This window comes from Microvirga sp. ACRRW, from assembly GCF_022346925.1.
Classification (GTDB): domain Bacteria; phylum Pseudomonadota; class Alphaproteobacteria; order Rhizobiales; family Beijerinckiaceae; genus Microvirga.
Window position 1 is genome coordinate 298,032 of sequence record NZ_JAKRNJ010000002.1, and the last position, 20,421, is coordinate 318,452.

A 20,421-nucleotide genomic window follows, 5' to 3' on the forward strand; every position below is an offset into this window, starting at 1 on the left:
TTCAGGGGAAGGGACGGGGAATTCATTCATCACATTCCTTCATCCCTTTCCCCATAAAGTTTCGATATTGAAGGCTTGAGACATCGGATAGGATCCGCCCTCCAGTTTGCCGCTTGAGGGCCGTGTCCATGTCTGCGCCAAGTACTCAAACCCGCGTCTCTCCTGAGATCATCGTCCTGGCCGGCTGCCTGATCGCGCTGATCACCTTCGGGCCTCGCGCTTCGGTGGGATTGTTCCAGATCCCGATGACGACGGAATTCGGCTGGGGACGCGACACGTTCAGCTTGGCCATTGCATTCCAGAATCTGCTCTGGGGCGTCGGCCAGCCCTTCGCCGGTGCGGTGGCGGACCGGTTCGGGGCGTTCAAGGTGCTCTGCCTCGGCGCCTTGCTCTACGCCATCGGCCTCGTGGTCATGGCTTATGCCTCGACACCCGGCATCCTGCATCTCGGCGCGGGCGTTCTCATCGGTTTCGGCCTCTCCGGCTGCTCGTTCAATCTGGTGCTCGGCGCCTTCGGCAAGCTCCTGCCGGAGAAGTGGCGGCCCATGGCCTTCGGCGCGGGCACGGCGGCAGGCTCCTTCGGCCAGTTCCTGTTCCCGCCCATCGGCAATGTGCTCATCGACTCGTTCGGCTGGCATCAGGCGCTCATCATCTTCGCAGGCTCGGTGCTGCTCGTCATGCCATTGGCGCTCGCGCTCGCGACCCGTCCGAGCGCCGCTGGGCAGGCAAGCGCCGCCAACGTGCCGAACCAATCCATCAAGCAGGCGCTGACGGAGGCCTTCCAGCACCGTTCCTATGTGCTCTTGGTGCTCGGCTTCTTCACCTGCGGCTTTCAGCTCGCCTTCATCACCGCGCATCTTCCCGCCTATCTGAAGGATGCGGGCCTCTCAGCGGCCATCGGCGGTTGGACGCTCGCCGTGATCGGCCTTGCCAACGCCTTCGGCTCGCTCGGTTCAGGCTGGCTCTCCACGCGCATGTCGAAGCGCTGGCTGCTCGCCTGGATCTATTTCGGCCGCTCCATCGCGATTGCAGCCTTCATCCTGTTGCCGGCTTCGCCCGTCACGTCGATTGCCTTCGGCATCTCCATCGGCCTCCTGTGGCTCTCCACCGTGCCGCCCACATCATCGCTGGTGATGCTGATGTTCGGCACGCGCTACATGGCGATGCTCTACGGCTTCGCCTTCTTCTCGCATCAGGTCGGCGGCTTCCTCGGCGTGTGGCTCGGCGGCGTGCTGTATGAGATCTACGGCAACTATGCGCTGGTGTGGTGGCTCTCGATCGCGCTCGGCATCGCATCGGCCCTGATCAACCTGCCGATCAAGGAGCGCCCGGTCGAGCGTGGCCCTGTGCTTCAGCCTGCGGAGTAACAGCGCTTCTCGTCCGAAGGGATGAGGCTTGTGCGCTTGCCCTGATCTTCTCCCGCGCCAACAATCGGTGCGGGAGGATCGATGCTCATGGGAACGTTCAAAGCGCTCGTCATCGACAAGAGCGATGCAGGTCAGTCCGTCGGCTTTCGCGACTTCAATGAAGCCGATCTCATGGACGGCGATGTCACCGTCCGCGTGTCTCACTCGACGCTGAACTACAAGGACGGTCTTGCGCTCACCGGCAAGGCGCCGGTGGTGCGGCGCTTTCCGATGATCCCTGGCGTCGATCTCGTCGGCACGGTCGAAGCTTCCTCCAATCCTGAGTTCAAGCCGGGTGATGGAGTGATCCTGAACGGCTGGGGCTTGGGCGAGACGCATCTCGGCGCCTATGCCGAGAAGGTGCGCGTGAAAGGCGACTGGCTGATCCCGCTGCCCTCAGGCCTCGCGCCGCATCAGGCCATGGCCATCGGCACGGCGGGCTACACGGCGATGCTTTGCCTGATGGCGCTCGAGAAGCATGGGCTCGGCCCTGAGCGCGGCCCTGCCATCGTCACCGGCGCGGTCGGTGGCGTCGGCTCCGTGGCCGTGGCATTGCTCGCGCGGGCAGGCTGGCATGTGATCGCCGCGACGGGACGGCCTGAAGAGGCGGATTACCTGAAGGGCCTTGGCGCTTCCGAAATTCTGGATCGCAGCGAACTCACCGGACCTGTGCGCCCGCTCGGCAAAGAGCGTTGGGCTGCGGGTGTCGATACTGTCGGCTCGGTGCCGCTCGCCAACGTGATTGCGATGACGAAATACGGCGGTGCGATTGCAGCCTGCGGCCTCGCCGCCGGCATGGATCTGCCTTCGACGGTCGCGCCCTTCATCCTGCGCAACGTGGCTCTGCTCGGCGTCGATTCCGTCATGGCGCCCAAGGCGCTTCGTATCGAAGCGTGGAACCGGCTGGCGCAGGAACTCGACCACGACAAGCTCGCATCCATGACCTCCACCATTTCCCTCGACGAGGTGATGGAAGCGGGACGCAAGATCGTGGAGGGTCAGATCAAGGGGCGTGTCGTGGTGGCCATCGGCTGATCGGTGGGCTTCCGGCCGCTGCCTTCAATCCAGCGGCGCTGCTTGCCGATTTCGGCTGCCATGAAATCCATGAAGGCGCGCACGCGCGCCGATTGGCGCAGGTCAGGATGGGTGAGCAGCCACAGGCCCGCCGAGAATTCCGGATTCACGTCCGAGAGGCGCACCAGGTTGGGGCTCGCATCCGCGATGAAGCAGGGAAGGGGACCAATGCCGATGCCGGCCTCCACGGCCTCGGCCAGGCCCAGCACCGTGTTCACCTTGTAGGCGATGTTCTCTGGCGCCACGCGATCGCGGACGAAGCGGGCGGCCTTCAGGGCCGCGAGGTTGTCGCCGAGCGCCACCCAGGGACGGTCGTAGAGTTCGGGCGAATTGAGGTCCGACGGCTGGTGGTGATCGGGGAATTCCTCCAATCGCCCATAGATGGCCCAGGCGATGGTGGCTACGCGCCGCCCGACGAGAGTTTCCGGCGGATCGTCCGTGGCGCGGATCGCCACGTCGGCGTCGCGCTTCGACAGGTTGAGCGCCTGGTTCGCGAGCACCACGTCGAGGCGCATTTCCGGGTTGGTCTTCACGAAGCGCGAGAAGAGATGCGTCAACATATGGACGAGCAGCGTATCGTTCGTCGTCACCCGCAATTCGCCGGCAGGCGCGACCGCCTGGCCCGCGAGCTTGCGCGTGAAGGAGGTCACGTTCTCCTCCATCTGCTCGGCAAGCGCCGACATTTCCTCGCCGGCGGGCGTCAGCACATAGCCGGTCCGGTGCCGCTCGAAGAGCTTCACGCCGAGGTTTTCCTCCATCTGGCCGAGCCTGCGGAAAACCGTCGAGTGATTGACGCCCAAACGTTCGGCCGCGCCCGCAAGGCCATTGGCCTCGGCAATGATCTTGACGAGCCTGAAATCGTCCCAGTCGAGTTGTTGTTGCTTGGCCATGCTCTCTTGCATCGGTGCAATGGAAACCCTGCATGTCTAGCACTGGTTTTGCATGCAGGAAAGGTTATCCTTAGTGCGTCATACAGTTGCAGAACGGCCTTGTCCGAGGCTTGTGCATAAGCTCGGTCGAACTCGCCGCCTGCTCTCACCCTTCCTGCATTGGAGATCACATGGCCAAGGTTCTTGTGCTTTATTATTCGTCTTGGGGTCATATCGAGCAGATGGCTTACGCCGCCGCCGAGGGCGCGCGCGAGGCTGGCGCCGAGGTGGTTGTGAAGCGTGTCCCCGAACTCGTGCCTGACGAGATCGCCAAAGCCGCCCATTACAAGACCGATCAGAAGGCTCCCATCGCCACCGTCGAGGAGCTGCCGGAATACGACGCCATCATCTTCGGCACGCCGACCCGCTACGGCACCATGACGGCCCAGATGAAGAACTTCCTCGACCAGACCGGCGGCCTGTGGGCCCAGGGCAAGCTCATCGGCAAGGTGGGCTCGGTCTTTACCTCCACCGCCACCCAGCACGGCGGCCAAGAAGCCACGATCCTCACCACGCTTCCCGTGCTTCTGCATCACGGCATGGTGGTCGTCGGCTTGCCTTACTCGTTCCAGGGCCAGATGGGCGTCGACCAGATCCGTGGCGGCTCGCCTTACGGCGCTTCCACCATTGCTGCCGGCGACGGCTCGCGTCAGCCCACCGAGATCGATCTCGACGGCGCCCGTTTCCAGGGCAAGCACGTGGCTCAGATCGCCGCGAAGCTCGCAGGGAAGTAAACAATGGAACACAGCCTCACCCTGAGGAGCCACGCTAGTGGCGTCTCGAAGGGCGAGGCGTTTCCAGTGCACTCTGGAACCTCCTTCGAGACGGCGCTGCGCGCCTCCTCAGGATGAGGACAGAGTTCGATGGAAGTTAGTCTGCGGAGCGGATCACCGCTCCGCGGCGGCGCGCCGGAGGCGGTCGTTGATGGCGTCCCCCAGACCCGTCTCCGGGATCGGCGCAACAGCAATGGTCTGAGCGCCCGAGGCATCCAGCTGCCTGAGATACGAGAACAGATGAGCGGCGGCCTCCTTGAGGTCGCCGTTTTTGCTGAGGTTCAACGCAGCCTTCGCCTGCTCGCTTCCCTGCATCCGCTCGGGGCCGAACAGCAGGATAGCCTCACCGGCTTCGATGGCCGTTGCGTTCAGACGCACCTGCGCGCGCGGTGCGTAATGCGATGCGAGCATGCCCGGCGCGAGTGGGTTCTTCTCGCCACCTTCCAAGCCGCTTTCGAGCGTCTGTCCGATCAGCGCTTCAATCGCCTCGCGCGGCACGCCGCCGGGACGCAGCAGGCGAGGAGCGCCGCCGAGGCACGCGACGATGGTAGATTCCACGCCCACATCGGACGCGCCGCCCTCGACCACCGCATCGATGCGTCCGTCGAGATCGCTTAAGACATGATCCGCATCCGTCGGGCTCACCCGACCCGAGCGGTTGGCGGATGGTGCTGCCACCGGGCGGCCGGTTGCCTTCAGCAGAGCATGGGCGAGGGGATGGGCAGGCACTCGCAGGCCCACGCTGTCGAGCCCGGCTCGGGCAAGGTCGGAGATCGTGCAGGTGGGAGCCACCGGCACCACGAGGGTGAGAGGCCCCGGCCAGAAGGCCTCTGCCAGCTTGCGTGCGGTGTCATCGAAGGTGCCCTGCACCTTCGCCGCCTCAAAGCTCTCCAGATGGGAAATTAGCGGGTTGAAGCTCGGGCGTTCCTTGGCGGCATAGATGCCCGCAACCGCCTCTGCTTGAGTGGCGTCGGCGCCCAGGCCGTAGACGGTTTCGGTCGGGAAAGCCACGAGGCCGCCGCGCTGCAGAATTGCCGCAGCCTCGGCCAGACCAGCCTCATCGGCCGAAAGACGCGCCGTCCGTCCCATTGACCCGTGATCGTTCACGTCTAAACTATCCCATATGTGAGATGATACCTTGGGCGGGTTTAACCGTGCAGGGGAACGCGTCAATATCCAAAAGCCATTGCTTGAGAAGGAAATGCCATGACCTATCGTGCGCCTGTGTCGGACATCGTCTTCACCATGCGCCATGTGGCAGGGTTAGACCGCGCCGTTGCCGATGGTCTCTATGGCGACCTTTCCGCTGATCTCACGGAGACCATCCTGGACGAGGCCGGACGCTTCGCCAATGACGTGATCGCCCCGCTCAACCGCGAGGGCGACAAAGTCGGCGCGACGGTCAAGGACGGCGCGGTCGCCACCGCTCCCGGCTGGAAAGAGGCCTACAAAGCCTGGACAGAGGCCGGATGGAACGCGCTTCCCGGACCTGTCGATTACGGCGGACAGGGCCTGCCGACTCTGTTGAATTCAGCCTGCGTGGAGATGTGGAATTCCGCCTCCATGGCTTTCGGCATTGGCCCGGTGCTGACGCATGGCGCCATCGAGGCGCTGGAGTCGCATGCCTCCGACGATCTGAAGAGCCGTTATCTCGAAAAGCTCGTGTCGGGCGAATGGACGGCGACGATGAATCTCACGGAGCCGCAGGCGGGTTCCGATCTCGCCGCGCTTCGCTCACGCGCCGAGCCTGTGGGTGACGGGACATACAAGATCACCGGCCAGAAGATCTTCATCACCTACGGCGAGCACGATCTCACCGACAACATCATCCATCTCGTGCTCGCGCGCCTGCCCGATGCGCCTCAGGGCACGCGCGGCATCTCGCTCTTTCTCGTGCCGAAATTCCTCCCCGACGGCACGCGCAACGACGTGCGCTGCCACAGCCTGGAGCACAAGCTCGGCATCCATGCCTCGCCCACCTGCACCATGATCTTCGGCGACAACGGTGGCGCCATCGGCTGGCTCGTGGGTGAAGAAAACCGCGGCCTCAATTGCATGTTCACGATGATGAACAATGCGCGCCTCGCGGTCGGCTTGCAGGGCGTCGCGATTGCGGAGCGCGCCTATCAGCAGGCCTTGGCTTACGCCAACGAGCGTCGCCAAGGTCGCGCCATCGGCGCTGCCGAGGGAATGAGCCCGATCATCGTGCACCCCGACATTCAGCGCAGCCTTCTCACCATGAAGGCAATGACGGCGGCTGCCCGCGCCATCTGCTACATGACGGCGGAAGCTATCGACCGCGCGCATCTGGAGCAGGATGCGGAGCGCGCCAAAAAGGCGCATGAGCGCGCATCGCTTCTCACGCCCGTCGCAAAAGCCTTCTCCACCGACATCGGCATGGAGGTGGCATCCCTCGGTGTGCAGGTCCATGGCGGTATGGGCTTCATCGAGGAAACGGGCGCGGCCCAGCATTACCGCGACGCGCGCATCGCGCCGATTTATGAGGGCACCAACGGTATTCAGGCCATCGACCTCGTCACGCGCAAGCTGCCGCTCTCCGGCGGCGAGGCAGTACATGCGCAGATCGCCTCCATGCGCGCCGTCGTGACACGCCTTCTGAAGGAAAGCACGTCCGCCTTCGGCGCAACCGCCTCGCGTCTGCGCGATGCCATCGAAAGCCTCGACCGCGCCACGAGCTACATGCTCAAGGCCGTCTCATCCAATGCGCAGGGCGATGCGCTGGCGGGCGCAACGCCTTACCTTCGTCTCTTCGGCCTCGCGCAGGGTGGCGCTGCTCTCGCGGAGGCAGCGCTCGCCGCGAATGCCTTGATGGCGGGTGGCGACAAGGATCCGGCGCATGCGGGCCGCATCGCGCTCTGCCGCTTCTTCGCGGAAAACATCGCAGTCGGCGCGAAGGGATTGGAAGACACGGTCCTCGGCGGCGCAGGCTTTTTGCAGGACGCAACTCTGGCATTGGCGAGCTGATCATCATGAGCCTCAAAGGAAAGACGCTTTTCATCACCGGCGCCTCACGCGGCATCGGTCTCGCCATCGGCCTGCGGGCCGCGCAGGATGGTGCGAATGTGGTGATCGCGGCGAAGACCGCCGAGCCGCATCCGAAGCTCCCCGGCACGATTTACACGGCGGCGGAGGAGATTGAGAAGGCGGGCGGCAAGGCGCTGCCGCTCATCGTGGATGTGCGTGATGAAGAGGCAGTGAGCGGCGCGATCGCGAAAACGGTCGAGACCTTCGGCGGCCTCGATATCGTGGTCAACAACGCCAGCGCCATCAGCCTCACGCCGACCCTGATGACCGACATGAAGCGCTTCGATCTGATGCATCAGATCAACACGCGCGGCACCTACATGGTCTCGAAATATGCGATCCCGCATCTGGAAAAGGCAGAGAACCCGCACATCCTCATGATGTCGCCGCCGCTCGACATGAAGGAGAAGTGGTTTGCGCCGCATCTTGCCTACACCATGGCGAAATACGGCATGAGCCTGTGCGTGCTCGGCCTTGCCGGTGAGCTGCGCCCGAAGGGCATTGCCGTCAACGCGCTGTGGCCGCGCACGACGATTGCGACCAGCGCCGTGAAGAACCTGCTCGGCGGCGACGAGATCGTGCAGGCAAGCCGCACGCCGGAGATCCTGTCAGACGCGGCCTATGCCATCTTCCAAAAGCCTTCCAAGAGCTTCTCGGGCCACTTCCTCATCGACGACGTCTTCCTCAGCGAGGAGGGCGTGACCGATTTCGAGAAGTACCGGGTCGACCCGACTAAACCGTTGATGCCTGATTTCTTCGTGCCCGACGATATTCCGCCGATGAAGCAAACGTCATAAAGGTGAAGCTAGAATTCACCCGATAAGGCGGAGACGGGTATGATCGTGATCCACAGGCCGGCACAGACGGCTTTCCCCACGGGGGAATCCCTCGAGCGTTATGTTCTGCCGGAAGGGGAGGCGATCCCGGAAGATGCGCTTTGGGTCGACCTGATCGACCCCAGCCGCGAGGAGGATCGCCTCGTCGAGCGCCATCTCAATATCGAGATCCCGACCAGGGAGGAGATGGCGGATATCGAGCCATCCGAGATCCTCTATCACGAGAACAACGCCCGTTACATGACAGCTCGCGTGCTCTGTAGCTCGGACACCGACAATCCGAAGCTCATCGACGTGTCGTTCATCCTGACCGAACGGGCGCTCGTGACCGTGCGTTATGGCGAGCCGCGCTCGTTCAGCATGTTCACGGCGCGCGCCGGAAAGCCCGGCGGATGCCGCCACCAGCCGGAGGCTGTTCTCGACGGTCTGATCGAGACGATCATCGACCGCGCCGCAGAAATTCTCGGCACCGTGGGCCAGCGCATCGACCGCCTGTCGCAATCGATCTTCGAGAACGAGAAGAAGGGCACGCGCCGCACGGCATCGTTCCGCGCAGCGCTGAAATCCATTGGGCGTAAGGCCGATGTGATCTCCAACGTGCGCGAAAGCATGGTGTCCGTCGAGCGCCTGCTGCTGTTTCTCTCCGCCAGCATGCCGCGCCCGCAGAAAACGCGCGGCTATCAGGCCGAGTGGCGCACAGCGCTGCGCGACGTGCAATCCATCGAAGAGCACGCGACCTTCCTCTCCAGCAAGGTGCAGTTCCTGCTCGATGCCACGCTCGGCCTCGTCTCCATCGAGCAGAATGACGTCATCAAGATTTTCTCGGTGATGTCCGTGATCTTCCTGCCGCCGACGCTGGTGTCGTCGCTCTACGGCATGAACTTCAAGCTCATGCCGGAGCTGGATTGGGAGTTCGGCTACCTCTGGGCCATCGGCCTCATGCTGCTCGCTGCCATCGTGCCCTACCTCATTTTCCGCTGGAAGCGGTGGTTGTAGGAGGCTGTCATGTGCGGGCGCTTCGCCATCAGCTTGCCTCCCGAGATCTTCCGCGAATTCTACGGCTATCCCGAGCAGCCGAACTTTCCTCCGCGCTACAACGTGGCTCCCACGCAGCCCGTGCCCATCGTGCTGGAGGATCGCGGCGAGCGGCATTTCATGCTGGTGCGCTGGGGTTTCCTGCCGTCCTGGGTGAAGGACCCGAAGGATTTTCCGCTGGTCATCAATGCGCGCGGCGAGACCCTGGAGACGAAGCCCACCTTCAAGGCGGCGGTGAAGCGTCGTCGCTGCATCTTCCTCGCTGACGGCTTCTACGAATGGCGCCGCGAGGGGCGCGAGAAGACGCCGTTCCTCATCCGCCCGCGCAATCGCAAGCCCCTGCCCATGGCGGGCTTGTGGGAGACTTATTCAAGCCCTGACGGAGGTGAGATCGACACGGCAGCTATCGTGACGACGGATGCCAACGGCACCATGTCGGCGGTGCACGACCGCATGCCGGTAATTCTTTCGGAAGAAGACATTACCGCTTGGCTCGATGTACGCGACGAGCGCGCTAATGTCATGCCGCTCGTGCGTCCATGTCCTGACGATTGGCTTGAAGTGTTGCCGGTCTCAAGCCGCGTGAACAAGGTTGAGAACGACGATGCCGGATTGATGGAACCTCTCGCGCATCCCGAGCCTGCTCCAATGAAGCAGAGCAAGCCCAAGGCGAAGAAGCCGCTGTCGAGCGATGAGGACGATCAGGGGAGCCTGTTCTAGGCGTCATTCCGGACGGCGTAAGCCGATCCGGGATCGTGCGCAGAATAGGGCGCCATTCTCGTCATACGATCCCGGGTTCTGCTTTGCAGCCCCGGGATGACACTGGTTGGTATTACCGCCGCTTCTTCACCACGTCGCGGCGCAGGATGCCGACGACTTCGAGATGCGGCGAGTGCTTGAACTGATCGACGGGGATCACGCGCTCCAGGCGATAGCCGCTGCTCATCAGGATCGCGGCATCGCGGGCGAAGGTCGCGGCGTCGCATGAGACGCTGACCACGAGAGGCACCTTCGACACGGCAAGCTGCTTGGCTTGTGCCTCCGCGCCCGCGCGCGGCGGATCGAGCACCACGGCGTCGAAGGCGTTGAGTTCCGGTGTGAGGAGCGGACGGCGGAAGAGGTCGCGCGCTTCCGTGGAGATGCGGCGCAGGCCCGGCGTTGCGCGGAATGCCTTGTCGAGGGCCATGGTCGAACCCTTGTCGTATTCGACGGCGTGAACCTCCGACTTCTCGGCAAGGCGCAGCGCGAAGGGGCCGGAACCGGAGAAGAGATCGGCGACACGTTTTGAGCGTTCGCAGGCTTCGGTGACGAGGCGCGCAAGAGTTTCTTCGCCCAGCCGCGTCGCCTGCAGGAACGATCCGGGAGGCGGCACGACGGAAGCGCGGCCCATGAGGATCGCGGGCGGACGGCGCTCCACGATCACGTCGCCATGGATCGACAGGCGCGAGAGGTCGAGCCTCGCCGCGAGGTCGATGAGGCTCAGGCGATCCGCGTCCTTCAACGGCCCATGGCCGCGCACATCCACGTCGAAGCCCGTCTGCGTGTTCGTGATCTGAATGTCGAGCGGCTTGCGCGCCGCTTTTAAGTGCTCACCGATGGCGCGCGCGATGCCGGGCGCCTGATCCTTCAACGGAGCTTCCGCGATGGGGCAGAAGCCGATCTCGACGATCTGGTGGCTGCGCGCCGCCATGAAGCCCACATGCATGGCGCGGTCGGGAAAGCGCACATGCAGCGTCACGCGGCGGCGGCCTTCGCCATGGGCGTCGATCAACGGCTCGATGGGAGCCTCGATGCGCGCTTGCCACAATGTGTGTGCCAGCGTCTCCTGCTTCCAGCCCTGATAGAAGCCGTGCTTCATGTGCTGCGTCGCGCAGCCGCCGCATTCTTCGTAATAGGGACAGAACGGAATTTCGCGCTCGGAAGACGCAACATCGACGCTGACGAGATCGGCATGCGATCCCTCGTGCTCGATGGTGACTTTCTCGCCCGGCAGCACCTTCGGCACGAAGACGGGACCGGATGCGGTGTCCGCGATCCCATCGGCTTTCGCGCCGAGGCGCTTGATAACGACTTGCTCAGCCACGGTGGGCTCCTAACAGAAATTCGCGATTTCCGTCCCCGCCCTCGATGGGCGAGGGGACGATGCCATCGACAGTAAAACCAAGCGACGTGACGAAAGCTTCCATATCCTCGCACACGGCGCGATGCACGGCCTCGTCCCGCACGATGCCCTTTTTCACATTGTCGCGCCCGGCCTCGAATTGCGGCTTCACGAGAACCGCCAGCCTCGCCTGCGGCTTCAGCAGCGCGACGGAGGCGGGCAACACGAGCTTCAAGGAAATGAAGCTTACATCCGATACGAGAAGATCCGCAGGCTCCGGCACGAGGTCGGTGTTGAGCGAGCGCGCATCCGTGCCTTCGAGATTGGTCACGCGCGGATCGTTCGCCACTTTCGGATGAAGCTGCGAATGGCCCACATCCACCGCATAGACATGCCTGGCGTCCCGCATCAGCAGCACTTCCGTGAAGCCGCCGGTGGAGGCGCCGATGTCGAGGCAGATGCAGCCTTTCGGATCGATGGCGAAGGCATCGAGGGCTGCCGCGAGCTTCACGCCTCCGCGCGAGACGTAAGGGTGCGGCTGCACGGCGGTGATGACCGCATCCTCGGGAACCGTCTCGGAGGCTTTTCGCACGGCAACGCCGTTCACGGTCACGAGGCCCGCGACAATAGCCTCCTGCGCCCGGGCGCGGCTTGTGAAGAAGCCGCGCTCGACGAGCACCACATCGGCACGCTTGCGGGTCATGGACGCCTCGACCTCATGTGACTTCACAATCCTTTCAAGCCTTGGAACCGGCTGTCGCCGGCGGGCGTATCCGTTCAGCCATCCAACAGACCGAACGGAGCCCCCATGCTCAGCCGCCGCCATCTCCTGACCGGTGCAACATTGCTTGCCGCCAGCGCTGCCATTCCTCGCGCCTGGGCGCAAGGGGCTCCCGGTCCCTTCAAGCTGGATCCTCTGCCATATGCCCCGTCCAAGAACGAGCCCCATATCGACACCCAGACCATGGAACTCCACCATGGAAAGCACCATGCGGCCTACGTCAACAACCTGAACGCGGCTTTGAGCCAGAATGGGGAGCTGGCCCGCATGCCGCTCCATGAGATGCTGGGGAGGATCGGCGATCTGCCGGAATCGGCTCGAAGCGCCATTCGCAACAATGGCGGGGGGCACGCCAATCACACCATGTTCTGGCAGGTCATGGGCGGAGCGGGCGGCGAACCCTCGGGCGAACTCAAGAGCGCCATCGACCGGGATCTCGGCGGGTTCCAGAAATTCCAGACCGACTTCAACACTGCAGGCGAGAAGCAGTTCGGCTCCGGCTGGGTGTTCGTGACGGTAAACCGCGACGGCAAGCTCGCCCTTGTCGCCAAGCCGAACCAGGACACGCCGCTCATGGACGGGCAGCGTGTGCTGATGGGCAACGACGTATGGGAGCACGCCTATTACCTCAAGTACCAGAACCGCAGGCCGGAATACCTGAAGGCGTGGTGGAACGTGCTCGACTGGAACAAGATCGGCGAGCGCTACGCCGCCGCGAAGGCTGGGACTCTGACGATTTAACAATGGGTGGCGGCTGGCTTGGGATGTGCCTTTAAGCCCTCTGCCACAGGACAGGGAAGGAATGGGCGCAACCAATAGATATATAATTGCGAATCACTACCTTGAGTTGCATTAATGTGTGAGTACCAGAGAGGCATGTTCTGGGGGCTCACATGAAAGCATTACTCGCCGGACTTCTCGCATCTCTCGTTGCCACCGCCGCCTTGGCCCATCCGGGCGGCCTCAACAAAGAGGGCTGTCACAACAACCGTAAAACAGGCGATTACCACTGCCATCGGTGACACGGATAAGGACTTAAGCGCGGACTTCGCGGATCTCTTCCTGGCCCAGTGCTTCGAACACCTTCTTCACGATGCCGGCTGAATCGAGGCTGGCATCGGCATAGAGACGCTCGGGCTTGTCGTGGTCCTGGTATGTGTCGGGCAGCACCATGGAGCGAACTTTGAGCGTGCCGCGATCGAGCGCGCCTTTGTCCGACAGCAATTGCAGCACGAAGGAGCCGAAGCCGCCGATGCAGCCTTCCTCGAGGGTGATGAGAACCTCGTGCTCGCGTACGAGTTTGAGGATCATGTCTTCGTCGAGCGGCTTGGCGAAGCGCGCATCGGCCACGGTGGTGGAGAGGCCGCGCGCTTCGAGTTCTTCGGCGGCTTTCAGCGCTTCGGCGAGGCGCGTGCCGAGCGAGAGAATGGCGATGCGGCTGCCTTGGCGAACGATGCGGCCCTTCCCGATGGCAAGCGGCTCACCCTTCTCGGGCAGATCGATGCCAACGCCTTCGCCGCGCGGATAGCGAAAGGCGATGGGGCCGTCGTCATAGGCTGCGGCAGTGGCAACCATGTGCACCAATTCCGCCTCGTCGGCTGCTGCCATTACCACCATGTTCGGCAGGGTGCCGAGATAGGCGATGTCGAAGGAGCCCGCATGCGTCGGCCCGTCTGCGCCGACGAGACCCGCGCGGTCGATGGCGAAGCGCACGGGTAGATTTTGCAGCGAGACATCGTGCACGACCTGATCGTAGGCGCGCTGCAGAAACGTGGAATAGATCGCGCAGAACGGCTTGTAGCCTTCCGTTGCCATGCCTGCGGCAAACGTCACCGCGTGTTGCTCGGCGATGCCTACATCGAAGGTTCGGGCAGGGAATTCCTTGCCGAAGAGATCGACGCCCGTGCCTGTCGGCATCGCCGCCGTGATCGCGACGATCTTGTCGTCTTCGTGGGCTTGCTTGATCAGGCTTTCGCCGAACACCTTGGTGTAGGAGGGCGCATTCGCTTTCGGCTTGGCTTGAGCACCCGTTACCACGTCGAAGGTGACGACGCCGTGATATTTGTCGGCTGCGGCTTCCGCAGGCGCGTAGCCCTTGCCCTTTTGCGTCACCACGTGAACGAGGATCGGCCCCGTCTCGGAATCGCGCACGTTCTTCAGGATCGGCAGAAGGTGATCGAGGTTATGGCCGTCGATGGGGCCGACATAGTAGAAGCCGAGCTCCTCGAACATCGTGCCGCCGGTCCAGAAACCGCGTGCATATTCCTCGGCGCGTTGCGCCTTCTCGTAGAAGAATTTCGGCAGCTTGCGCGCCAGCTGCTTAGCGGCCTCGCGGATGCTGAGATAGGTGCCGCCGGACACGAGGCGCGCGAGATAGGACGACATGGCGCCGGTGGGCGGCGCGATCGACATGTCGTTGTCGTTGAGGATCACGATCAGGCGCGAATGCATGGCGCCAGCGTTGTTCATGGCCTCATAGGCCATGCCCGCCGACATGGCGCCGTCGCCGATGACGGCGATGACGTTGTTCTTCTTCCCGTCGAGATCCCGCGCCACGGCCATGCCGAGGCCCGCCGAGATCGAGGTGGAGGTGTGGGCTGCGCCGAAGGGGTCGTACTCGCTCTCCGCGCGCTTGGTGAAGCCCGACAGGCCGCCTGCCTGGCGCAAGGTGCGGATGCGGTCGCGGCGGCCGGTGAGGATCTTGTGCGGATAGGCCTGGTGTCCCACGTCCCAGATCAGCCGGTCGCGGGGCGTGTCGAACACGTAATGGAGCGCCACCGTCAGCTCGACCACGCCGAGGCCTGCGCCCAGATGCCCGCCGGTGACGGAAACGGCGCTGATGGTCTCCGTGCGCAGCTCGTCCGCAACCTGCCGCAGCTGGTTTTCGGGGAGCCGCCGGAGGTCTTCCGGGATCGTGATGGTGTCGAGGAGAGCTGTGGACAAGGTGAGGCCGGACCCGGTTGTTATCCCTGTGACTTATTCGCCCACGTCCAGCGGAGCCGTGCCGGAGGCCGCTCCGTCCGGGCCGATGGTGATCTTCTCGATTCGGGCCTCGGCCTTCTTCAGAAGCTGCTCGCAATGCTTCTTCAGGGCCTCTCCGCGCTCGTAGATGGCAATGGAATCCTCGAGGGGCACGTCGCCGCGCTCGAGGCGCCGCACGATTTCTTCCAGCTCAGCTAGGGCCTTCTCGAAGGGGAGGGTCTTGATGGACGTGGTGTCGGTCATGCAGCTATCCGTCAAAAAATTCGTTGTTATGCCGCGTTTCTCACGAGATCGCGGTGTTGCCCGGCCGTCGGACGAGGAACCTCTGATAAACGAGGCCGATGCCGATGAGAACAAGGCCGAGGCCAATAAATGACAAGGCCCGCATCACGCCTTCCAGATTGGACAGGTCGAGGATGAATACCTTCAGAACGGCAAGCACAAGATAAACCGCCGAGGCGATGCGCGCAAAGCGGTTGTCCCGGAGGATGCCGAAGCCGAGGAGTGCGATGCCGATGAGGAGGAGGGCGATGGAATAGCTCCATTGCTCGCCTTGGGTGAAACCTCGCCAGAAAAAGCCCAAATGCGGTCCCTGGAAGATGCGCCTGATCTCCAGCGCAACATAGGCCCATTGCAGGACGAGGCTCAAAGTTGCGGAGGCGAGGGCATAGTAGGACGGGCGGACGTCCCGCTCCGCATAGGCCAGGAAGCCGGCGAGGATGGAGGGCAGGAGATAGGCCAGGATCAGGCTGTTGAAGAGCACCCCGCCCGCAATCTCGTCATTGGTCAGAAGCGGGTTCTCGACCACCAGCAGGGCGATGGCGGACAGGCCGAAGGAGAGGGCCTTGAAGATCAGCGAGCCCCAGCGATAGACCGGGTCGGCTCTGTGGGTATCCAAGCGCGTCAACAGGATCGCGAAAATAAGGCTCTGCGTGGCGAGAAGGCCTGCTTCCAGGAGGCTGAAATCGGCCGCCAGCGGATAGCCCGCATGAAGCGCGTGGCGGATTTCGAAGAAGACCAGGAAGGCCGAAAAGACGATGGCGAGGCTTTCCGTGAGCTGGACGATGCGGTCGCGACCGCTGCGCTCCAGAATGCGGCTCGCGAGCCAGAACGCGATGGCGGGAACGCCATAGCCCCAGAGCAGCCAGTTGAAGATCACGGGTCCCGGATCGCTGCCGACGATAGTGGGGTCCCAGATGAGGCGTCCCAAGACGATCAGGCCGATGGCGCCGACCGCGTAGCGCAGGGCGGGAATGGCGATGCGGTGGGCGACCCACGCGGTGCCGAGAGCCGCGAGCGCGAAGGCGACCGTCAGCATGCCCTTTTCCAGCGCGAAGGTCAGGCCCAATGCGACTGCTCCCAGAGCCGCCGATGCAACTGCGCCGAGGCCGAGGCGGATGGCAGAGTCTTCCTCCGTTCGCCCAAGCCGCATGAGCCATTGGGTAGCAAGCACGAAGGCGAGCGCGAGAGCGCTCGCGACGATGGCAAAGGAGAGGCTGCGCTCGAATTCCGTCACGCGCCAATAGGCGGCGATCAGCGCAAGCAGAGGTCCGACGCTCGCGGCACCCGCGTACCAGGCGGCGACGGAGAGCCTTAAGCCTCGCGAGCGCGCAAGCCGTAGCAGGGATGCGCTAGCGATCAGCAGAGGCAGGATCGCCGCCAGGGCAAGATAGGTGTTGAGCGCATGGGGGCGAACGGCAAAAACATCTCCGCTCTGGAAGAACAGGTTCTCCGGCGTGTCGCCGATGTCGGTGGCAAGCGGCCAAACGAGAAGTGCTCCCGCCGCCAGCGCGGCGCTGCTCGCAGCAGCCGTCGAAACATTGGCGATGCGCAGGCCCGCGCCTAGCAGAACAAGCGCCATGGCTGCCACGAAGAGCGGCCTCCCATCGGCTGTCGCAACGGAGCTCGTCACGGCGATTCCGGCAAAGGCGAAGGCAAGCAGCACCACGCTCGCGGCCTTGTCGGTGCGCGCTTCGTCATCCGGTACATGGCGATAGGGATCGACGGCGAGGAAGAACGAGGCCAAGCCTGCCTGAAGCACCAGATGCACCATGGCGGGCAGCATGTTCTCTTCGTCGATGAGGAAGATTGGCATTGTCCAGAGCAGCGCGCCCGTCGATGCCGCCAGCGCGAGCCAGCGCCACAACCGAAGCCGCGCGACGCCGAACGCAGGCAGGACCACGAAGGTGAGATAGATCACGAGCGCCCAGGGCTGTGGGCTGTCCGACGAGACGAGAAACGGGCTGCCGATGGCGCCGACAAGGCCGAGTGCCGCGAGCATCGGTCCGTGTAGCGTCGCGGCGACCATGGCGAGAACGGCGATCAGCCCGAGCAGCACGAAGGTCAGGCCGGGGCCGACGAGGCCGTAGAGCGCGTAAGCGGCATAGGCCGAGGCGAAGGCCGTGCAGGTGCCTGCGGCGGTGAGGACGCTCGGCACGTGGGCGCTTGGAATGCCCGGCAGGTCGAAGCGGCTTTCGCGGCGGCGCATCCACTCGCCCGCGCCGATGAGGGCGAGCGCGAAGAGAATGCCGAGCACGATGCGGGTCTGCGGCGTGAGCAGGTTCTGCTCAATGGAATAGCGCACGAGAAAGATGCCGCCGAGCGCAAGCGCCACGCCGCCCACCCACACGGCCCAACGGGAGCCGAGCTTTTCCTCGAAGCCCTGGCGGGGCGGGACGGGTTGAGCCGCAGCGGCAGGGATGGCGGGAACGGAGGCAGGCTTGAGAGCTTCGGGCTCAGATGGAACCGCTTCCGCAGGGTGGAGTGCTTCGGCCTCTTGAACAGGAGAATCGGCTTCTTCGACTGTAAGGGCGCTAGGCCTTTGAACCGGACGCATGCTGGCTTCAATGCGATCCAGGCGAAGCTGGATGCGGTGCAGCTCACGTCGCGCCCGCATGGCGAGGATAAGGCCAATCAATGCAATGACGGGACCGGCGAGCCCAAATACGGCGACCAAAAAAATGGCAAGGCCTGAAAGCGCGACTTCCACGAAAAGCCCTCGAACAATACAGCATCAGGGCCGCTTTCGCGGCAGAATCGCGTCAGCCCCTGTTAATTTGTAACATGAAGGGCGTGCCCTCCATAGCGTCCGCCCCTCGGCCGATAGCGCGGATGGCGTCCACCATGCGGCCCTGGCGGCCCAGGATCTCGTCGGCAAGGGCCACGAAGCGCGCATTGGGCGTGGCCGATGGCGCAGCGTCGCGCAAGGTTCGGGCTATTTCAGCCTCTTCCCGCTCCGGGGCGAGAGCGCAGGCCGCGATATAGGCCGCCGCCGTCGAACGGCTGATGCCGGCCCAGCAGTGAAAGAGCAGGGGGCTTGCGCGATCCCAGGCGCGAATGAACGCGATCAATTGCTCCATGTGCTCCGGGCCTGCCAGAACATGGCCTTCCATCGGCTGCACGATGTCGTTCACGCTGATGGACAGATGGCGCTCGGGTGCAATCGAAGCATGCCGCTCGACCACCGCGCCTGCGCTCATGAGGCTCACCACATGGCTCGGCCCGATAGCGGCAATCGTCTCGTTCAGGCGTGAGAGGGGACAGACGTGGAGGGTGGGCATGGGTTTGTTCAGGCCATGGCTTTGAGCACATGCTCGCTGAAACGCTCTTCCGCTTGCGCCACGGGCCACGGCTCCAAAAATGCCTGAACGCTGCGCGGCAGCGGCTCGGGACGGCCAAAGAACTTGATCGCCTCTTCACGTTCGAAGCCTGCGAGATGTGTCGCTTCGAGAAATGCCGCCTGCCGATCCGCCTGCTTGATGAAGCGCTTCAGCGCGGCGCTTGGTGAAGCGGGCAATCCGAAATGGAGATGAATCGCGCTGAGCAATCCTGCTTCGATGGCCTTGTAGGCATCGCCGATCACCGCCTTGAAGGGCGAGATGATGTCGCCGATCACGTATTCCGGCGCATCGTGCAACAGCACCGCAAGCCGCGTGGCGCGCGGCATTTCGGGATCGAGATGACCGGCAATCGCTTCGACGAGAAGAGAGTGCTGCGCAACCGAGAAGATATGCCCGCCGATGGTCTGGCCGTTCCAGCGCGCAACGCGCGCAAGGCCATGCGCGATGTCGTCGAGCTCGACATCGAGAGGCGAGGGATCGAGCAGGTTGAGACGGCGGCCCGAGAGCATCCGCTGCCAGACGCGAGGTTCCTTCGCCATTTACATTTTCTCGGCCATGGCGGCGCATTCCGCGTGGCGGTAGCAGCCCACGAGATGATCGTTCACCATGCCCACCGCCTGCATGAAGGCATAGACGATGGTGGGGCCGACGAAGTTAAAGCCTTCTGCGCGAAGCGCCTTCGAGATGCGCTTCGACACATCCGTTTCCGCCTGCACGTCGCTGCGGCTGATCAGGTTGTTCTGGACCGGACGGCCATCGATGAAGTTCCAGAGGAAATTCGAGAAGCCGCCGCGCTCCTGAATAGCGAGCCATGCACGCGCGCCCGCAATCGTCGCCTCGATCTTGGCGCGGTTGCGCACGATGCCCTTGTCGAGCATCAAGGCTTCCACATGCGACTGCTCGAACCTCGCGATGATAGCGGGATCGAAGCCCGCGAAGGCGCTCCGGAAGTTCTCGCGCTTGCGCAGGATCGTGATCCAGGAAAGGCCCGCCTGAAAGCCGTCGAGAATGAGCTTCTCGAAAAGGGCCCGGTCGTCGAATTCGGGCACGCCCCATTCGTTGTCGTGATAGGCCACATAGAACGGGTCCGTGCCGGGCCACCAGCAGCGGTATTTGTTGTCGGGGTGCAGGATCAGTCCGTTTGTCATGGGCAAGGTGTAACGGCCTTCGACGGAAACGGAAAGATCCGATCATGCCCCTTTATTGTCGACCAGATCGGCCATGTGGAGGGCATCCCCATCGCCTGAGCCGCGCAGGCCCGAGGCAACACTCTGTCGATCCGCCTCGGGCCTGTTCTGGCTTACCTTCCACTTGCCTTCGATCCGGGTGATCTCAATCTCGATGCCCACGATGCCCTTGATTTGCGAGGCCAGGAAATCGGCGGGCGCATCGCTGACCGCCCAAGGCTCCTGCCGGGTGGCTTCCTGGGCCGAGGTCATGACTGTCACCTGCTGCATGAGCCATGCGGGATCATCCATGATCCGCATCCGGCCATAGGCTTGCACGATGGCATAGTTCCAGGTGGGAACGACCTTGCCGTGCTCGCGCTTGGCTTCGTACCAGGACGGCGTGATGTAGGTCTCAGTGCCTTGGAAGACGACCAGGGCTTCCTGGGCAGGGTCGAAGTCGCGCCATTGCGGATTGGCGCGGGAGAGATGTGCCCGCAGGGTGCCATGCGGCGAGGCGGTCGCGTCCAGGATGAAGGGAATGGGATTGGCGATGAGGCCCGTGTTCCCATTGGTCACGAGAAGCCCGAGCGGATGCGCCCTGACGAGGGCATGCTGGACGTCCAGGCGGTCTTCCCGAAAGTGCGGCGGCTGATACATGGCATTCCCATTC

20 protein-coding genes are annotated in these 20,421 nt (G+C 63.5%); 9 read left to right on the plus strand and 11 right to left on the minus strand.

Features of this window, described 5'->3' with window-relative positions; genetic code table 11:
• The first annotated feature begins 128 nt into the window (after positions 1-128).
• Together MHY87_RS05660 and MHY87_RS05665 are read left to right on the plus strand one after the other, a co-directional pair.
• The gene (locus MHY87_RS05660; protein WP_239350265.1) at positions 129-1,367 is read left to right on the plus strand and encodes an MFS transporter; all 1,239 of its coding nucleotides are present in this window, start codon (positions 129-131) and stop codon (positions 1,365-1,367) included.
• Between the two features lie 87 nt (positions 1,368-1,454).
• Positions 1,455-2,441 carry an MDR family oxidoreductase gene (locus tag MHY87_RS05665; RefSeq protein ID WP_239350267.1) on the plus strand — a complete coding sequence of 329 codons (987 nt, stop codon included), beginning with the start codon at positions 1,455-1,457 and terminating at the stop codon, positions 2,439-2,441.
• Here MHY87_RS05665 and MHY87_RS05670 read toward each other — a convergent pair.
• The gene (locus MHY87_RS05670; RefSeq protein ID WP_239350269.1) at positions 2,405-3,370 is read right to left on the minus strand and encodes a LysR family transcriptional regulator; all 966 of its coding nucleotides are present in this window, start codon (positions 3,368-3,370) and stop codon (positions 2,405-2,407) included. The genes MHY87_RS05665 and MHY87_RS05670 overlap by 37 nt on opposite strands.
• Positions 3,371-3,540: 170 nt before the next feature.
• Between MHY87_RS05670 and wrbA the strand changes: the two genes are divergently transcribed.
• On the plus strand, positions 3,541-4,143 hold the full coding sequence (wrbA, locus tag MHY87_RS05675) for an NAD(P)H:quinone oxidoreductase (RefSeq protein ID WP_239350271.1): 603 nt from the start codon (positions 3,541-3,543) through the stop codon (positions 4,141-4,143).
• A gap of 153 nt (positions 4,144-4,296) precedes the next feature.
• On the opposite strand, the gene MHY87_RS05680 is transcribed toward wrbA, so the two are convergent.
• Complete coding sequence (locus MHY87_RS05680; protein WP_370644846.1) at positions 4,297-5,289, minus strand: L-threonylcarbamoyladenylate synthase; 993 nt, start codon at positions 5,287-5,289, stop codon at positions 4,297-4,299.
• Between the two features lie 99 nt (positions 5,290-5,388).
• Here MHY87_RS05680 and MHY87_RS05685 point away from each other — a divergent pair, with 99 nt between their 5' ends.
• Genes MHY87_RS05685 through MHY87_RS05700 form a run of 4 tightly spaced genes read left to right on the plus strand, consistent with a single transcriptional unit; the run spans position 5,389 to position 9,818 of the window.
• The gene (locus MHY87_RS05685; RefSeq protein ID WP_239350273.1) at positions 5,389-7,167 is read left to right on the plus strand and encodes an acyl-CoA dehydrogenase; all 1,779 of its coding nucleotides are present in this window, start codon (positions 5,389-5,391) and stop codon (positions 7,165-7,167) included.
• A gap of 5 nt (positions 7,168-7,172) precedes the next feature.
• Positions 7,173-8,024 carry an NAD(P)-dependent oxidoreductase gene (locus tag MHY87_RS05690; protein ID WP_239350275.1) on the plus strand — a complete coding sequence of 284 codons (852 nt, stop codon included), beginning with the start codon at positions 7,173-7,175 and terminating at the stop codon, positions 8,022-8,024.
• Between the two features lie 39 nt (positions 8,025-8,063).
• Positions 8,064-9,059 (plus strand): magnesium transporter CorA family protein, encoded by a 996-nt coding sequence (locus tag MHY87_RS05695; protein WP_239350277.1) that lies wholly within the window; start codon positions 8,064-8,066, stop codon positions 9,057-9,059.
• A gap of 9 nt (positions 9,060-9,068) precedes the next feature.
• Complete coding sequence (locus MHY87_RS05700; protein WP_239350279.1) at positions 9,069-9,818, plus strand: SOS response-associated peptidase; 750 nt, start codon at positions 9,069-9,071, stop codon at positions 9,816-9,818.
• A 112-nt stretch (positions 9,819-9,930) separates the two neighbouring features.
• Here the strand turns inward: MHY87_RS05700 and MHY87_RS05705 are convergent, their stop codons facing one another.
• Together MHY87_RS05705 and MHY87_RS05710 are read right to left on the minus strand one after the other, a co-directional pair.
• Positions 9,931-11,181, minus strand: coding sequence for an RNA methyltransferase (locus MHY87_RS05705; RefSeq protein WP_239350281.1), 1,251 nt, complete (start codon positions 11,179-11,181; stop codon positions 9,931-9,933).
• On the minus strand, positions 11,174-11,902 hold the full coding sequence (locus MHY87_RS05710; protein ID WP_239350283.1) for a TlyA family RNA methyltransferase: 729 nt from the start codon (positions 11,900-11,902) through the stop codon (positions 11,174-11,176). Before MHY87_RS05710 ends, MHY87_RS05705 begins: the two co-directional genes overlap by 8 nt.
• A gap of 105 nt (positions 11,903-12,007) precedes the next feature.
• On the opposite strand from MHY87_RS05710, the gene MHY87_RS05715 reads away from it, so the two are divergent.
• Positions 12,008-12,721, plus strand: a complete 714-nt coding sequence (locus MHY87_RS05715) for a superoxide dismutase (protein WP_239350285.1) — start codon at positions 12,008-12,010, stop codon at positions 12,719-12,721.
• A gap of 152 nt (positions 12,722-12,873) precedes the next feature.
• Positions 12,874-13,002, plus strand: a complete 129-nt coding sequence (locus MHY87_RS05720) for a YHYH domain-containing protein (RefSeq protein ID WP_239350287.1) — start codon at positions 12,874-12,876, stop codon at positions 13,000-13,002.
• Between the two features lie 13 nt (positions 13,003-13,015).
• On the opposite strand, the gene dxs is transcribed toward MHY87_RS05720, so the two are convergent.
• Genes dxs through MHY87_RS05755 form a run of 7 tightly spaced genes read right to left on the minus strand, consistent with a single transcriptional unit; the run spans position 13,016 to position 20,408 of the window.
• Entirely contained in the window at positions 13,016-14,923 is a 1,908-nt protein-coding gene (dxs, locus tag MHY87_RS05725) for a 1-deoxy-D-xylulose-5-phosphate synthase (RefSeq protein WP_239350289.1), read from the minus strand.
• A gap of 33 nt (positions 14,924-14,956) precedes the next feature.
• Entirely contained in the window at positions 14,957-15,205 is a 249-nt protein-coding gene (locus tag MHY87_RS05730) for an exodeoxyribonuclease VII small subunit (protein ID WP_091135444.1), read from the minus strand.
• 40 nt (positions 15,206-15,245) lie between these two features.
• Positions 15,246-17,951, minus strand: coding sequence for a DUF2339 domain-containing protein (locus MHY87_RS05735; protein WP_239350291.1), 2,706 nt, complete (start codon positions 17,949-17,951; stop codon positions 15,246-15,248).
• A gap of 52 nt (positions 17,952-18,003) precedes the next feature.
• Entirely contained in the window at positions 18,004-18,522 is a 519-nt protein-coding gene (locus MHY87_RS05740) for a tyrosine phosphatase family protein (RefSeq protein ID WP_239350293.1), read from the minus strand.
• A gap of 8 nt (positions 18,523-18,530) precedes the next feature.
• The gene (locus MHY87_RS05745) at positions 18,531-19,121 is read right to left on the minus strand and encodes an HD domain-containing protein (protein ID WP_239350295.1); all 591 of its coding nucleotides are present in this window, start codon (positions 19,119-19,121) and stop codon (positions 18,531-18,533) included.
• On the minus strand, positions 19,122-19,730 hold the full coding sequence (locus MHY87_RS05750; RefSeq protein ID WP_239350297.1) for a DNA-3-methyladenine glycosylase I: 609 nt from the start codon (positions 19,728-19,730) through the stop codon (positions 19,122-19,124).
• A 42-nt stretch (positions 19,731-19,772) separates the two neighbouring features.
• Complete coding sequence (locus MHY87_RS05755) at positions 19,773-20,408, minus strand: FMN-binding negative transcriptional regulator (protein WP_239350299.1); 636 nt, start codon at positions 20,406-20,408, stop codon at positions 19,773-19,775.
• Positions 20,409-20,421 lie beyond the last annotated feature (13 nt).

Coding starts and splice junctions, on each gene's coding strand:
- MHY87_RS05715 (WP_239350285.1), top strand. CDS start 12,008: ATGCTCAGCCGCCGCCATCTCCTGACCGGTGCAACATTGCTTGCCGCC.
- MHY87_RS05685 (WP_239350273.1), top strand. CDS start 5,389: ATGACCTATCGTGCGCCTGTGTCGGACATCGTCTTCACCATGCGCCAT.
- MHY87_RS05670 (WP_239350269.1), bottom strand. CDS start 3,370: ATGGCCAAGCAACAACAACTCGACTGGGACGATTTCAGGCTCGTCAAG.
- MHY87_RS05720 (WP_239350287.1), top strand. CDS start 12,874: ATGAAAGCATTACTCGCCGGACTTCTCGCATCTCTCGTTGCCACCGCC.
- MHY87_RS05695 (WP_239350277.1), top strand. CDS start 8,064: ATGATCGTGATCCACAGGCCGGCACAGACGGCTTTCCCCACGGGGGAA.
- MHY87_RS05730 (WP_091135444.1), bottom strand. CDS start 15,205: ATGACCGACACCACGTCCATCAAGACCCTCCCCTTCGAGAAGGCCCTA.
- MHY87_RS05740 (WP_239350293.1), bottom strand. CDS start 18,522: ATGCCCACCCTCCACGTCTGTCCCCTCTCACGCCTGAACGAGACGATT.
- MHY87_RS05750 (WP_239350297.1), bottom strand. CDS start 19,730: ATGACAAACGGACTGATCCTGCACCCCGACAACAAATACCGCTGCTGG.
- MHY87_RS05745 (WP_239350295.1), bottom strand. CDS start 19,121: ATGGCGAAGGAACCTCGCGTCTGGCAGCGGATGCTCTCGGGCCGCCGT.
- MHY87_RS05665 (WP_239350267.1), top strand. CDS start 1,455: ATGGGAACGTTCAAAGCGCTCGTCATCGACAAGAGCGATGCAGGTCAG.
- MHY87_RS05660 (WP_239350265.1), top strand. CDS start 129: ATGTCTGCGCCAAGTACTCAAACCCGCGTCTCTCCTGAGATCATCGTC.
- MHY87_RS05710 (WP_239350283.1), bottom strand. CDS start 11,902: ATGACCCGCAAGCGTGCCGATGTGGTGCTCGTCGAGCGCGGCTTCTTC.
- MHY87_RS05700 (WP_239350279.1), top strand. CDS start 9,069: ATGTGCGGGCGCTTCGCCATCAGCTTGCCTCCCGAGATCTTCCGCGAA.
- MHY87_RS05690 (WP_239350275.1), top strand. CDS start 7,173: ATGAGCCTCAAAGGAAAGACGCTTTTCATCACCGGCGCCTCACGCGGC.
- wrbA (WP_239350271.1), top strand. CDS start 3,541: ATGGCCAAGGTTCTTGTGCTTTATTATTCGTCTTGGGGTCATATCGAG.
- MHY87_RS05755 (WP_239350299.1), bottom strand. CDS start 20,408: ATGTATCAGCCGCCGCACTTTCGGGAAGACCGCCTGGACGTCCAGCAT.